The organism is Paenibacillus sp. J31R109 (assembly GCF_059692055.1).
In genome coordinates this window covers 782,539-795,781 of sequence record NZ_JCAUAR010000001.1, presented here as the reverse complement: position 1 = coordinate 795,781, position 13,243 = coordinate 782,539, and the positions used below count along the sequence as shown (strand labels likewise).

The 13,243-nt window shown below is 43.2% G+C and carries 14 protein-coding genes and 1 other annotated feature; of the genes, 3 read left to right on the top strand and 11 right to left on the bottom strand.

What is annotated here, in order from left to right; all coding sequences use genetic code 11:
• Positions 1 to 103: 103 nt before the first annotated feature.
• Together aroC and aroA are read right to left on the bottom strand one after the other, a co-directional pair.
• A complete protein-coding gene (gene aroC, locus AC58QT_RS03665; RefSeq protein ID WP_497407713.1) occupies positions 104 to 1,159 on the bottom strand; it encodes a chorismate synthase in 1,056 nt (351 codons plus the stop codon).
• Between the two features lie 19 nt (positions 1,160 to 1,178).
• Positions 1,179 to 2,522: a 3-phosphoshikimate 1-carboxyvinyltransferase gene (aroA, locus tag AC58QT_RS03660; RefSeq protein ID WP_497407712.1), complete on the bottom strand. Its 1,344-nt coding sequence runs from the start codon at positions 2,520 to 2,522 to the stop codon at positions 1,179 to 1,181.
• A 106-nt stretch (positions 2,523 to 2,628) separates the two neighbouring features.
• On the opposite strand from aroA, the gene AC58QT_RS03655 reads away from it, so the two are divergent.
• Both AC58QT_RS03655 and AC58QT_RS03650 read left to right on the top strand, forming a co-directional pair.
• Positions 2,629 to 3,507, top strand: a complete 879-nt coding sequence (locus AC58QT_RS03655; protein ID WP_497407711.1) for a LysR family transcriptional regulator — start codon at positions 2,629 to 2,631, stop codon at positions 3,505 to 3,507.
• Between the two features lie 77 nt (positions 3,508 to 3,584).
• Positions 3,585 to 4,064 (top strand): hypothetical protein, encoded by a 480-nt coding sequence (locus tag AC58QT_RS03650; protein WP_497407710.1) that lies wholly within the window; start codon positions 3,585 to 3,587, stop codon positions 4,062 to 4,064.
• Between the two features lie 63 nt (positions 4,065 to 4,127).
• Here AC58QT_RS03650 and AC58QT_RS03645 read toward each other — a convergent pair whose 3' ends face one another.
• Positions 4,128 to 4,346: a hypothetical protein gene (locus AC58QT_RS03645; protein WP_310500175.1), complete on the bottom strand. Its 219-nt coding sequence runs from the start codon at positions 4,344 to 4,346 to the stop codon at positions 4,128 to 4,130.
• A gap of 309 nt (positions 4,347 to 4,655) precedes the next feature.
• On the opposite strand from AC58QT_RS03645, the gene AC58QT_RS03640 reads away from it, so the two are divergent.
• Entirely contained in the window at positions 4,656 to 5,213 is a 558-nt protein-coding gene (locus AC58QT_RS03640; RefSeq protein ID WP_497286305.1) for an NADPH-dependent FMN reductase, read from the top strand.
• Between the two features lie 25 nt (positions 5,214 to 5,238).
• Here AC58QT_RS03640 and AC58QT_RS03635 read toward each other — a convergent pair whose 3' ends face one another.
• From AC58QT_RS03635 to AC58QT_RS03600, 8 genes are all read right to left on the bottom strand, one after another.
• Positions 5,239 to 5,856 (bottom strand): hypothetical protein, encoded by a 618-nt coding sequence (locus tag AC58QT_RS03635; protein WP_497407709.1) that lies wholly within the window; start codon positions 5,854 to 5,856, stop codon positions 5,239 to 5,241.
• A gap of 101 nt (positions 5,857 to 5,957) precedes the next feature.
• Positions 5,958 to 6,908: a stalk domain-containing protein gene (locus AC58QT_RS03630; protein WP_497407708.1), complete on the bottom strand. Its 951-nt coding sequence runs from the start codon at positions 6,906 to 6,908 to the stop codon at positions 5,958 to 5,960.
• Positions 6,909 to 7,036: 128 nt separating this feature from the next.
• Entirely contained in the window at positions 7,037 to 8,287 is a 1,251-nt protein-coding gene (locus tag AC58QT_RS03625) for a stalk domain-containing protein (RefSeq protein ID WP_497407707.1), read from the bottom strand.
• 455 nt (positions 8,288 to 8,742) lie between these two features.
• Positions 8,743 to 10,011: an NUDIX hydrolase N-terminal domain-containing protein gene (locus AC58QT_RS03620; RefSeq protein WP_497407706.1), complete on the bottom strand. Its 1,269-nt coding sequence runs from the start codon at positions 10,009 to 10,011 to the stop codon at positions 8,743 to 8,745.
• A gap of 4 nt (positions 10,012 to 10,015) precedes the next feature.
• Positions 10,016 to 10,828 (bottom strand): class I SAM-dependent methyltransferase, encoded by an 813-nt coding sequence (locus AC58QT_RS03615; RefSeq protein ID WP_497407705.1) that lies wholly within the window; start codon positions 10,826 to 10,828, stop codon positions 10,016 to 10,018.
• A gap of 47 nt (positions 10,829 to 10,875) precedes the next feature.
• Positions 10,876 to 11,102, bottom strand: a binding site (T-box leader).
• Between the two features lie 81 nt (positions 11,103 to 11,183).
• Positions 11,184 to 11,603 (bottom strand): HIT family protein, encoded by a 420-nt coding sequence (locus tag AC58QT_RS03610; RefSeq protein ID WP_497407704.1) that lies wholly within the window; start codon positions 11,601 to 11,603, stop codon positions 11,184 to 11,186.
• 60 nt (positions 11,604 to 11,663) lie between these two features.
• Positions 11,664 to 12,503 carry a sugar phosphate isomerase/epimerase family protein gene (locus tag AC58QT_RS03605; RefSeq protein WP_497407703.1) on the bottom strand — a complete coding sequence of 280 codons (840 nt, stop codon included), beginning with the start codon at positions 12,501 to 12,503 and terminating at the stop codon, positions 11,664 to 11,666.
• A 231-nt stretch (positions 12,504 to 12,734) separates the two neighbouring features.
• Positions 12,735 to 13,223, bottom strand: a complete 489-nt coding sequence (locus AC58QT_RS03600; protein ID WP_497407702.1) for an SRPBCC family protein — start codon at positions 13,221 to 13,223, stop codon at positions 12,735 to 12,737.
• Positions 13,224 to 13,243: the final 20 nt, after the last annotated feature.

Sequence of the window (13,243 nt, the reverse complement as noted above, 5' to 3'; positions counted from 1 at the left end):
ATAATTATGATTACATGTGTTCTTAGTTTCATAATAACCGATTTATCCGGGCAATATCTAATTTTTGATGAAGAAAAGACTGCCGAATGATCGGCAGCCTCATCTATCCTAACATCGCAGCTTGTCGCTTATACAGATCTTCTAGTACTAAGCAAGCCATCGCCTCAACTACAGGTACAATTCTCGGGCAAATACAAGGATCATGCCTGCCTTCTGTCCGAATGTCTTGCTCCTCTCCCTTTACATTAAGCGTTCTCTGGGTAACTGATATAGAAGAAGTTGGTTTGACACTTATGCGGAAAATAATTTCTTGTCCCGTACTGATTCCACCCAGAATGCCACCTGAATGATTGCTGAGAAATCCGGAATTATCCATTTCATCATTATGCTCACTGCCCAGCATGGAGGCCGCAGCGAAACCTGCACCGAACTCGATACCTTTAACAGCACCGATAGAGAGCATCGCTTTGGCCAATTCAGCATCTAATTTATCAAATACAGGCTCCCCAAGTCCTGGCTGAACGCCACGAATCCGACATTCCACGATGCCTCCGCAACTATCGCCAATCGCCGCTAATTGCTCGATTTTTTCAATCATTTTGGCGCCAGCAATCGGATCGCACGCCCTTACCGCATTCAGCTCAATAGCATGTTCATCAAAGGTCTCACAAGGGATTCCACCGACCTCTTGGGTATAGGCTAACACCTGTACGCCTCTTTGCTCTAAAAGCTTACGAGCTACGGCTCCGCCAGCTACTCTGCCCGCGGTTTCCCGTCCTGAAGCTCGCCCACTTCCCCGATGGTCGCGGATTCCGTATTTCTGAAGATAGGTGAAATCCGCATGACCAGGCCGAAAAGAATGCTGAATGTCGTTGTAGGCCTCTGGTTTCATATCTTGATTATATAGGCTGACAAAAAGCGGTGTCCCTGTTGTTTTCCCTTCGAAAACCCCAGATAAGATGTGAATCTTATCGTATTCTTTGCGTGGTGAAGTCACAGAGGATTGACCTGGCTTTCTCCTATCCATTTGCTTTTGAATATAGGCCTCATCGATCTCGACGCCAGGTGTAACACCATCTACGATGACGCCTACAGCGGCACCATGGGATTCCCCAAAAGTTGTAATTTTAAAAATCTCACCAAACGTATTCCCTGCCATATGCCTTGTTCCCCCTGCTTTAGTAAGTAATTTCTACGCCTAGTGCGGACAATTGTTCAAAATAATTTGGACACGTTTTGGATACGCAGCCTGGGTCATTGATTCGAATGTTTTCAACTCTTAAGCCAATTAAAGATAACGCCATGGCCATGCGATGATCGTCATGCGAATCGACTAGGGCTGATTGCGGTTTCCCTGGATAGATGGTTAATCCATCCTCATGCTCATCTACATGCACCCCGAGCTTGCGAAGCTCTGTGCATATCGCAGCAATCCGATCGCATTCATGATGGCGAATATGCGCAGCATCCGTTAGTGTAATGGGTCCGTCCGTAAATGGAGCCAAAGCCGCAATCGTCAAAGTTTGATCAGACCATTTCTTCATACTGAGCGTAAATCCACCTTTAAGATGATTTGTACCTTGTACTTCTACAAAAGCATCGCCGCGTGTTACAGTACAACCCATTTGCTCCAAAACATCTAAAATCTCAATATCTGGTTGACTCGTGTGTCTCGCATCAATGCCATCGATTCGTACACTGCCCGCTGTTAGCGCTGCTAACGCCCAGAAATAACTACAAGTTGAAACATCTGGCTCCAGTTGGAGAGTCTGCGCTTGATAGGTCCCCGATGGAACGATGATAGATTGGCCATCCTCAGTGAACTGTGGTGCGGCACCGAACGAACGCATGATATCCACGGTCATTTGCACATAATCCCGTTGCACGATTTCACCCTCAATCTCAATCGTAAGCGGTGTTTCCGTGTATGGTGCGGCTAACAAAAGTCCACTAATAAATTGGCTGGAGGTAGAACCTGGCAGCTTCACGTGGCCACCTTTTAATCCAGAGGCATGGAGCTTGTAAGGTAACCGATGTTCCCCCTCTTGATAGTCAAAAGCTGCTCCAATGCTAGAAAGTGCAGTAAGCAACGGAGCTAATGGCCGCTCGCTCAATCGCTTGCTCCCTTTAATCGTCCAATTGCCATTTCCCACTGCCAAAGCTGCAGGTAAGAATCGTGCAATGGTTCCTGCAGCACCCATGTATAGCTCCCCAGAAGGTTGCGGCCAATTCCCTCCACATCCCTCTACATAAGCAGTTTCGCCATTAATGACTACGGACACACCTAGTTTGGTTAATGCGTCTATGCACCAGTACGAGTCATCGCTTTTCAATAAGCCATCTAATCTGGATTTACCTTCAGCCAAGGCCGCGATGATCAACGCTCGGTTCGTTAAACTTTTACTGCCAGGTACTCGAATTGTTCCTTCTACCTTGGATGTTGGAGGACTTATCTGTACTTCTTTCGCCTTGTTCGTAGACCACGGAGAACGAGCTTCTAAATCCGGTTGATGTAACACCATGTTAGCCACCTCTTTTGAATTATTTCGTTAAACCAATTATAATGAGTGAAATGAAATAAATGAAATTGGAATTTTACTATTTTGCCATAGAGGTGTTCTATATCACATGATCAATTTGGAATGGTATCGTATTTTCTTACATACGGCGAAGTGCCGAAATTTAACGAAAGCTGCGCAAGAACTTCATATTACCCAACCTTCCGTGAGTTATGCTATTAAGCAGATTGAAGAAACGGTAGGACTCAAATTGTTTCATCGGTTATCCAAAGGGGTAGAGCTCACAGAAGAAGGACGCACGCTTTTTGATTATGTAGAGCAATCCTTTGCGTTGCTGCAATCAGGGCAGAAACATCTTCAGAATCTTAAGCAATTACATCAAGGTGAACTTCGTATTGGGGCTAGCGATTCACTGATTAAGCACCTCTTACTTCCTCAGTTAAATTCGTTTCATCAGCAATATCCTGGAATTCGAATTCGTCTTTCACATGGAAAAACGAACGAGATCACGAAACGCCTTAAGGAAGGGGAAATCGACTGCGCCATCGTGCACATGCCGATCGAAGATCCGGAACTATCCATTCACACGTTAGCCGTATTAGAGGATTGTTTTGTGGTTGGGGATGCTTTCCAAGAGCTTGCGGAACGTAAAGTCACTACGAGAGAGCTAGCTGAGCTTCCACTAATCTTTCTATCTCCTGGCAGCAGTACCCGAGTGTTCATCGAAAAATGGTTTGCTGCTAAGGGGTTCGAGGTGAATCCCGATATCGAATTAGGAAATATTGATCTCCTATCAGAGTTTGCAAGGTTAGGGTATGGCGTTGCCTTCATAAGCAAGTCATTTGTTCTTGAGGAGCTACGATCAGGCACACTGTTTGAGCTCACCATAGATGAACCCCTTCCACCGCGAAGTATTGGGTTGGCTGTGCGCCGAGATATGAAATTGTCGGTTGCTGCAGAAGGCTTTGTCGAGATTCTTCAAGCGTAATTTGCCATAATTGAACGATTTTCCCTTTTGTAACGTCAATATTGAAGAAGTAATTAATATGGTTAAGGAGTATACGCATGAAAAAATTTCTAACATCACGATTGAAGTGGCATACGAAGATGGAACAACTGGAGTCTTATTGGGAAGCCAACCTATTGAAATGGAAGAAACGGTTAAATCCTTTGACTAATAAAATCGGATTTGGCATCTATTTTTATAAAAACTTAACCTTAAATTTAAATCGATTGAACAAAGAAATCTTACAGATTGCTGAAGATCATATCAACCTTTCGCTTCTCAAGAAATCCGAATTCCCAAGCTTTATTTCCGTTGTTGATGGCATAAGTGCTTCCACGCTAGTAATGAAAATACCAAACCATATTACAAAGCAGATCACATCGATGGTCAGAGCTCTCCCAGGCTTCAAATCATTACAAGCCATTGCATGTGAGTATGGGTACAAATGTGAGCTGCATTACAATCAGGGGAAAGCATTTTTCGGTTCATTGCAGATTCACTTTATCAAAATCAACACCTATCCTTCCTTACCAGCTTGAAGCACCAATACCGCGGGAAAAATAAAAAAAATCTCCACTTCTGGAGATTTTTTTCTATGTCTGCTATTCAATTGTGTAACGAATAAATGCTAGTAAGGCTAATAAGCCTGCTGCAATTGAAATCACATATAAAGAAGTAAGCCTTACCCACTTCGTACCTGTTTTTTGAAAATAGGACTGATCCCCTTCACGGTTTTTACGAGAAAAGCCGATGATAAACGTCGATAGTAAGCCAAATAATAAAATAACCGAAAATATCACCAAATAGATAGACGTATGCATAAGAAAACCAACCACCCTTCTCTTGTCTAGTTACACGTTCTTCTTCTAAATTATATAAGAGCTTGTCTTATAAATCATCTACATCCGCTTTCATGTTCATGCAAATTTCAAATAAAAACGTTTGTATTGACGCGAAAATGTCACTTTTATCACAAATGAGTTAACTTAATTTATATTATGTAAACTATACACTACTATAATTAATATACAGCAGCGGAAATATTGGTTATACTCGTATTTTCAGTTGAACGACTTACCATACAAACGTTATGCTACTCACATAGACTACACCTATTGGAGGTCATAACCATGTTAAAAATAGGAATTATACTAGGCAGTACTCGCCCAGGACGCAGAGGTGAAGTCGTTGCTCAGTGGATACACGAAGTTGCAAGTAAACGAACGGATGCCCTGTTTGAGATCGTCGATCTGGCAGATTTTAATTTGCCGCTTTATGATGAACCTCATCCACCGATGATGATGAAATACACGAAAGAACATACGATAGCTTGGTCGAACGCTATTCGTGCCTATGATGGTTATATCTTCGTAACTCCGGAGTATAACCACGCTGTACCTGCTGCTCTTAAGAATGCAATTGACTTCTTATTCAATGAATGGAAGGATAAAGCCGCTGGCATCGTCAGCTATGGTGGAGGTACGGGTGGAGCGCGTGCTGCTGAAAACCTCAGGCTTATTTTAAGTGAATTGCATATAGCTAGTGTACGTGCGCAAGTGACATTATCCCTCTTCACCGATTTTGAAAACTTCACCGTGCTCAAACCAAATCCGCGTCAAGATGCTGCTGCAAACACGATGTTTGACCAAGTCATTGCTTGGAGTGGCGCATTGAAGTCATTACGATAAAGAAAAAAGCTGCATTAGGAAAACCCTAATTCAGCTTTTTTTCATTCTCATCGAATCGCAAAGTGAATATTATCGCCCATTCGATTCTACTTAGCGCTTCTGGTGTGAAATCCAATGTACGGATTTCGTTCGTGCTTGTCGCGTGCATCCCCCACACATGAGCTGGCTCATTCGTTCGCAATGTTCGCGGATCAGTACTCTCGTCAATCAGTCCAGTTCCTGTCAGTTTACTATCCCAAGGAACAGTAAACACGTATGTATTGGTGCCAGAATCGCGGCGCGTACCGACTTTAATCGTGCTCATAGCCGCCTGAGCATCGATAGCTACTTTATCCATCGAGATGATAACTTCCAACGCATCACGATTTCTTGCCTCAGAGCTATAGAACATATCGCCAATACTACCGATCGTCTTCACTTTCTGCCCATTTTGCCATAAATCAATATCTAATGTAGCGTGCGGGTTCATTCCCTTATAGCTTAGTTTAAATGCACCTGACCAAGCCCCCAAGAATGGACGAAACTTAGCTCCTTCCCCTTTGAACAGGTCGACCGGTGTAAGTGTGATTTCACTCGCTCTGACGCTTGGCTTAGATTCAACCCCTGTACAACTAGCTATCCATAGTGCTAGCAGAGATATCATAAAAATGAGGCTAATTGACTTTAATTTGCTAATTATAATGGCTATTCCTCACTCTCGTAATTAATTTGTTTACATAACTTATATTATGTAACTTAAATGAATTATTCGAATTTGAAGCTCGTTCTAATTTTACTAATCTGGTCGGTCATAGCCTTAAATTCCGCTTTAAGCGTATCATCCTGAGGATTATATTCCACATCGCCTGGAGGGATTAAAAGGAACACACGCTCCTCGTCCTCTCCTATCCTGTAAAGCTGTCCTACGCCCTTCGCGGTGGGCCCATTCGCAAGCCAATCTTCCTTTGTCCATACGGAAATGCTAAATACGACACCGCCAAACGCACGATTCGCCTTATGGATAAAAAGGAAGTTCACCCGTTCAGATGCTTCATCTAACTGCTCCTCAACTTCATACTTCCCTTCCCAACTAGTCGGGATATTCAAGGAGAAATGATATTTTGAATTGACATACTTCGTGTGAGGCACTACGCTAATAAGCCGATAGTTAACTGCCCCAATATGTAGATAAACAGCATCGTAATGTCTGAAATCACCATCCCCTTCCGTGACAAATGTTTGGGTCTCAACCCCAAATTGATTTCCAGAAATAGCAGCTTCGCCTATTTTCTCATTATTCTCGTTGTAGAAGGACAACCCCGCTCCGATCATATTCTGACTGTTGCCAACACCGCTAATCGTCAATTGACCTGTCACCTTGGTCTTATTTCCTGATTTCGTTGCAATTATATTACCAACCGAAACTTTGGCGTAATCAGGATCTACGATGTCCAATGGTTTGTTTTTAATCAGAATTTTTTCGGATTCCGAATCATAATCAATCACAGCTCCTAAATGTTCAGCGACAAAGCGCACCGGGACATACGCATGTCCGTCCACATTCAGAACCTGATACTCCTTGTTCATAGCTACTTGACTGCCATTGATCTCAAAACTAGCTGGAAACAATAACGCTTGAATGGTATCTGATGCGAAGGCTATTGACGTACCTCCAAGAAGTAATCCACAGCTCACACCTAGCATAAATTTCTTCATCGTTGATACAACTCCTATACTTATCCCATATTTTAACAAATATATCTAATTAGACGCATGAGCTCACCTTTTGTTTCATCCTCTAAAATGCAAAAAAGCCGAGCAACTTTCACTCGACTTGAATCCTCTTATTTATTGGATTGAATAACCGCGGTCCATTTATCATTTTCCCAATCAATCTGTGCCCCAAGTGCCTCTGTCACGAAACGTAAAGGGACATACGTGGAACCTTCACTCGATATGAACGGAGCCATTGAAAGTGTCTGCCTTATTCCGTTTACTAGCGCTTGTTGCTTTCCAATGGTGAGTACAATCGTTTTGGCATCTTTGACAAGCGTGATTTCGCTGCGTGTTCCCTCCCATAGTACTTTAGCTCCCATGGCCTCAAACACCCCGCGAAGCGGGATAAACGTACTTCCATCTATCATTTTAGCTTTAGGCGTAACTTCGATATAAGTACCATTGATGCGAATACCAACGTCATTAGGATGATATTGTTTCGGGCGGTCTGTTTTCACGGGATTACCTTTAGGTTCCGATTTAGGCTGATCTGGGTTGTCTACTGTCGTGAAAGACCATGTTTTATTCTCAACGGATACCGTATAAGTTTCCCCATAGGCAAGCTCATATTTGGGGATGATATGCCATGCGTTCGTATCGCCAAGTTCTTGCTTTAATTTGAAAATCTCGATGGCTTGTCCTTCCCTATTCACTAGCGAGGCGGTCACATCCGACTTATCTTGGTCTACCCCCGCATAAGTAATAAAATAACCCGACTTCTCCAAATCAAATGTTTCCAACGGATTCGGGATCTCAAGGCCATAGAAGCCAATCGGGACCCCCTTCTGACCATCATAGGGATACACACTTATACCTGTATGTGTAAACCATTTCTTGGCAGGATTTAGAACAATCGCATGCTTGTTATAACCTACACCCAATAGGGACATGTCAGGGAGAATTAAGCTTGATCTATGAAGCGGAGCATCCAATAGGGACTGCACACCAACCTCCGGCGAATCCGTATCGAACGACACATCCTCAAATACACCGAACTTTTCCGTATCAAAACCTGCTGCTGCTGCCCGATCCCAAGGAAGTTGACCTGAGAATCCTTGTTTGCTTGGTGTTTCTGTATGTCCATTCTCCTGGTTCATTAACAGATAACTCGCATGCTTATCGGCCGCTGTGGTAAGTGCAGGATCTAGACTCATCGCTTGAATTCCCATGTGGGACCTTACTTCGTTCAGGTAGTTTAGTGCTGCGATTGCGCTGCTGGGGTCGTTTGCCGCGGCCAGCGAGCTAGGATTGCCAATCACGATGGATAAGGCTGTAATAGCCACTGTCAACTTGACATTCATCTTCCATAAATTTCTCATCGTACCTCCGAATTACATGGTTTACTTGCTTTAAATTATATATTTTCGAAAAATTCCAACGTTTTCCTGCAAAATAAGGGCCAGAAACACGGCTGCTCCGTCCTCGGAAAGTCAGAATCTAAAAAAGGATGCGAATATACATCTTTTTCCACTAGAAAAGTCGTAGTCTAATAGCAAAGATGCAATTATGCATCTTTTTCCACCATATTTACCCTTTTTATAGAATATCGGTAAAAAAGGATGTATTTTCGCAGCAATTCCTCGATATACGGTCTATTCTCTTTAAAAAAGATGTATTTTTGCAGTTCTCTGCCCATAGTGAGATGCTAAATGGGTACCCAAACCAAATAGGGGTAAGCGCTGCTTACCCCTAAACCCAAACCATATAAATTCTGGCGAAAAAGCCACCAAGTGTTAACTTGGCAGCCTTGATAAACGTGCAGTTCTCGTCCCTTTTAATCTAATTGAACCTCTTTATCTGGAAATCTTAAATAGTCAAACATGCTTTTGACCTGAGCAACTGTATTTCGTTCAGCTGATAATTCCGGTAACTCATGTTCACCAAAGAATTGCACTTCGCTCGTTTCCACACCGCCCAGAGCCTTCCCGCCTGTTATTCGACACAGAATAAACATCTTATAAATATGATAAGGCTCTGGCGGATGGTCATGAAACTTTTTATCCAGAACAGCGAGTAATTTCACAGGGACTACTTCAAATCCGGCTTCCTCTTGAATCTCTTTCACAGCAACTTCCGAAGGCGAGTAGCCAATATCGGCCCACCCCCCAGGCAGTGACCACGCACCATCTGCTTTTTCCTTCACGAGTAAAATTTTGTTATCTTCAAAAACCACACCTCGAATATCAACCTTCGGCGTTGCGTAACCCGTTTCATTTGCAAAACGAAGGTTAATTGTATCCATACCCACCATGGTGTAGGTATCAAGAATGTCCTTGCTGATTTCTCGCAAATCTTGGAAACGTTCCAGATCGAAGACATCCTTCGAATACGTTAAACCAATTTGAGCAATTGCTTGGATTTGCTTCGCCCAGTCTAACCATTTATGGCTTACATTGTGTTCATTTTTAATCAACTTGTGAAACTGATCGACGCTTGTAAATAGACCATCAGGCTCAACTTCAAAATGCATGCTTTGGTACGTAGACAGCCATTGAACACCATAAGTCCGTATGCCCGCTGCTTTACCAGCCTTAATATCCGCATTACTGTCGCCTACAAAGACGGCTTCATCTCGGGTAACACCGAGAAAATTGAGCGCTGTGATTATCCCTTCGGGATGCGGCTTAGGCTGTTCTACATCATCACCTGTTATCACAATATCAAAGAAATTCGATAATTTCAGACTCTCCGAAGAGATTTGATACGCTTTTCGACTTTTACCGGTGATAATGCCCATTTTCACTTCTATCGTTTTCAAATAGGTGAGTAGCTGGTAAAGCTCGTTTGACATAGGTACTTCTTCAGCATGATGGTTCTCGTACATGTGATAATAGTCAGCAATAGCTGCTTGCACATTTTCTTTATTCCTAAGATTTGCAGCGATAATCTCATCTTCTGTTGGCCCAAACATTGCGATTAATTCATCTGTTGAAACATCCCGATCATCGTATTTTTTAAATACATGTTTAAAAGCATAAAAAGACAAAGGTAATGTATCCGCCAGTGTTCCATCAAAGTCGAATAATACAGCTTTAATCGTCATCCCTTCACACTCCAATTTTTCTTCCGATATATAACAAATGTGAGGAAATCCCTAGAATAGATGGGTCACGAGCAAGTTGTATGAGTAAATCAATGAACTCGGAGCTTTCTCCTCTGTCAGCCCAATATTGTTTCTGTTCCTGAGAGATGACGGCAGCAAGATTGGAAGAACCTATCAACTCTAACGTCTCGAACCCCTGACTTTCCATAAAAGGCTTGATGTCTTCTACATTGTAATAGTAAGCGCCAGTAAATCGGCCTGCATCCGTATGATTAAAAATGCCTTCTTCTTTAAAATGTGAAATAGCCGCCATATTGTCATTCGGTTTCCAAGCATTCGGGAAGAGCAAAGAGGTAAGCAACATCCGCATCCGACTTTGAAAAGCGACAAACACAATACCATCGTTCTTCGTTACGCGATACAGTTCCTTCGCGGCGGCTATTCGATCACCTTCATCCTGCAAATGATACAGAGGTCCGAGCATTAACGAAGCATCGAAGCTATCATCTGAAATTCCCTCTAAGGATGTGGCGTTCAATGTATGAAATCCTTGAAACTTATCTGCTAATCCCAACTCACTTGCTTTGCCCTTCGCGAGCTCGACGAGATTCGGTGTTAGATCAGAAAGCGTCACGTTATAGCCGAGCTTGGCGAGTTCCATGGCATATTTGCCGGGGCCAGCCCCATTATCCAGGACATGCCCTGATTGCGGGAGATACGCCTTCATGTAGTGCCAATTTACCGTAAACTCTATCGGCTCGCGATCCAATCTTCCCCACTCATCAAACTTCGCATAATAATCGATCACATTCTTCATCGGTTTTCCCTCCCTTTTGTGAAAAAACAAAAAAGACCTATCGCCTACAAAGAGGCGACAGGTCTAACCAGCGCGGTACCACTCTTCTTGATTTGCAGCATACGTCACTTACAAATCCTCGAGACCTGATGACGGGGGTTAACCGTTAAGATCTACAAGACACTTCGACCTTACCGCTCATGGGTGAGTTGGGGATCCGATTGACTGTCTTTCACCGAAGCGACAGCTCTCTGAACAAAAGGAGTTCCTTACTAGTCCCAATCATTGCGTTTGGCTATGAAATTATGGAATGTGATGTAAGTTTATTATCCCATATACTTCCTGTCAATGATTATATTTGTTAAATCTAATGATACTACAAATGCGTTTTCAATTGATCAATGATTTCCGCATATTCTTGCTCTGTCAGTTGCTTATTGTCAGCAGGATTCATTTCGAACATTTTCCCCCACGTGTACCCGTCCTTATATTTTGGCACAATATGGAAATGAACATGAGGCATGGTATCGCCGAAGGCGCCGTAATTAATTTTATCTGGAGAAAAAGCACTCTCAATGGCAGAAGCAGCTTGTGCTACATCGCGCATGTACGCATCCTGGTTTTCTTGCGACAAGTGGAAGAATTCGGTATGATGCTCATTCAAAGCGACAATACAGCGGCCCTTATACGTTTGTTCTCTAAATAAATACAACGTCGAAACACGCAATTGACCAATTTCAATCATCAAGCTCGCTAATGCCTCATTCTTGCTGCAATAATTACATACTTGGCTCATGTGAAAGTCTCCTATTCTAGCAGTCAGATAGTGGGAATGTTTACTAGTATCATAGCACACTCATCTTCGATCTGAACAGTAAGGCTCCGCTAGCTTCCTCACGCGTTCGATCCCATCCCACATGTCGCCAGGACCATCATAAACAAGGGTTAGCGGCCCTTTATAGCCAGCTTGCTTGGCAATGTCTAAGCATCTTGTAAATTCATTCTCATCTGGCAAGCCTTCGGCATTCGTCTGTGCTTTGGCATGGATGGATTCACTATGCGGAATCGTCAAGGCAAGCGCATCAAATTTGTCCGAGCCTTTGAAATTGCCGAAATCCGATGTAAATCCGATAAGATCTCCGCATCCTTTCATTATCTCAAGGCAATTATCCGCGGTGGAGGACAACGATTTGAAATTCTCTGTGACGACGCGTACACCATGTTCAGCACCGTACTGCCCTAGTTCACGAAGTGCATCGATGGATCGCACCAATGCTTCACGGTCTGATGGCTCTGCTTCCCCAGCGATAATGCGCACCCTTTCGGCACCTGAGCTTGCAGCGATATCAATCCAGCCTTTAATCCAAGCGATGTCTGTTTGTCTACGGAACTCGTCTGAGCTAGAGATATCACCATATTCAAGCAATAACGTATAGAATCGCAGGCCTGCTTCTGTGCACGCTTGCTTCAAATTTTGTAAATACGCCTCACTCGTCTCAGGAAAATGAAAATGACATACCTCCATTGACGAGAAACCCTTCGCTGCTAATGCAGCTGGCAACTGGATCAAAGAAAGTAACTCAGGTTGTTCTTGCGTGTCTGTGAATGGCGTACGTGTATTTTCGTTCCAGCGTGTCCAACGCAGTGGCCCTAGATTCCGATGTAAACTCCAACTCGTTAGTGATAGAAATGGCATAGCTTCCATCCTTTCGTTTGTCCTATTTGGCAATATCTTATCAAACTCATACGTCAATCACCATATTCGAAATCGCAGATAGATGTCTTATTATGCTATTATTCTGAAGCAAACTCCTTTGAAAACAATAATACACCTCATTAATAATTAATGACATTAACTAATGAGGTGGCTATAAGAGAGATAACAAAAAGAGCAGGTCACCTAAGCTCCTGCCCTCCTTTATCTCAACTATTTTATATGTTCCAGAAGCTCCGCTAAACGCTCATAAGAGTCTTGCATCCCTTGCTCCATACCGGAATGAAGCATGCCATCACGATCAGCAACAGATTGGAACACGGATTCCATCACCAGCTTAGTTTGACCGCCGTCTAGCGCTTCAAACCTAGCCGTTTCCAGAATTACATGTCCTTTCTCTGGGAGTCCTTCAAATTCAAACGTTTGAACAATCCGTTCAGGTGCAGCGACTTCGTGATACACGCCGCGAAAGGCAAATTCATTTCCATGACTATCTTTATGGATATAACGCCAGCTGCCTCCACTCCATGGTTCAAATGTCACCAACTGCATGGTCAGCTGCCGAGGTCCAAGCCATTCAGCAAACAGCTTTGCATCCGTAAAAGCTTTAAACACAAGCTCTCGTGGTGCATTGAACACCCGTGTCATACAAATCTGCTGACCTCCAGGCTCATAAGTGAGAATCGCTTCATGTTCGATCAACCTATAGCACTTCCTTTCTT

Bases quoted from the DNA above. Each gene is read 5' to 3' on its own strand.
- AC58QT_RS03615 (WP_497407705.1), bottom strand. From the start codon at position 10,828: ATGAAGAATGTGATCGATTATTATGCGAAGTTTGATGAGTGGGGAAGA.
- AC58QT_RS03645 (WP_310500175.1), bottom strand. From the start codon at position 4,346: ATGCATACGTCTATCTATTTGGTGATATTTTCGGTTATTTTATTATTT.
- AC58QT_RS03630 (WP_497407708.1), bottom strand. From the start codon at position 6,908: ATGAAGAAATTTATGCTAGGTGTGAGCTGTGGATTACTTCTTGGAGGT.
- AC58QT_RS03605 (WP_497407703.1), bottom strand. From the start codon at position 12,503: ATGCCATTTCTATCACTAACGAGTTGGAGTTTACATCGGAATCTAGGG.
- aroC (WP_497407713.1), bottom strand. From the start codon at position 1,159: ATGGCAGGGAATACGTTTGGTGAGATTTTTAAAATTACAACTTTTGGG.
- AC58QT_RS03635 (WP_497407709.1), bottom strand. From the start codon at position 5,856: ATGATATCTCTGCTAGCACTATGGATAGCTAGTTGTACAGGGGTTGAA.
- AC58QT_RS03640 (WP_497286305.1), top strand. From the start codon at position 4,656: ATGTTAAAAATAGGAATTATACTAGGCAGTACTCGCCCAGGACGCAGA.
- AC58QT_RS03655 (WP_497407711.1), top strand. From the start codon at position 2,629: ATGATCAATTTGGAATGGTATCGTATTTTCTTACATACGGCGAAGTGC.
- aroA (WP_497407712.1), bottom strand. From the start codon at position 2,522: ATGGTGTTACATCAACCGGATTTAGAAGCTCGTTCTCCGTGGTCTACG.
- AC58QT_RS03620 (WP_497407706.1), bottom strand. From the start codon at position 10,011: ATGACGATTAAAGCTGTATTATTCGACTTTGATGGAACACTGGCGGAT.
- AC58QT_RS03625 (WP_497407707.1), bottom strand. From the start codon at position 8,287: ATGAGAAATTTATGGAAGATGAATGTCAAGTTGACAGTGGCTATTACA.
- AC58QT_RS03650 (WP_497407710.1), top strand. From the start codon at position 3,585: ATGAAAAAATTTCTAACATCACGATTGAAGTGGCATACGAAGATGGAA.
- AC58QT_RS03610 (WP_497407704.1), bottom strand. From the start codon at position 11,603: ATGAGCCAAGTATGTAATTATTGCAGCAAGAATGAGGCATTAGCGAGC.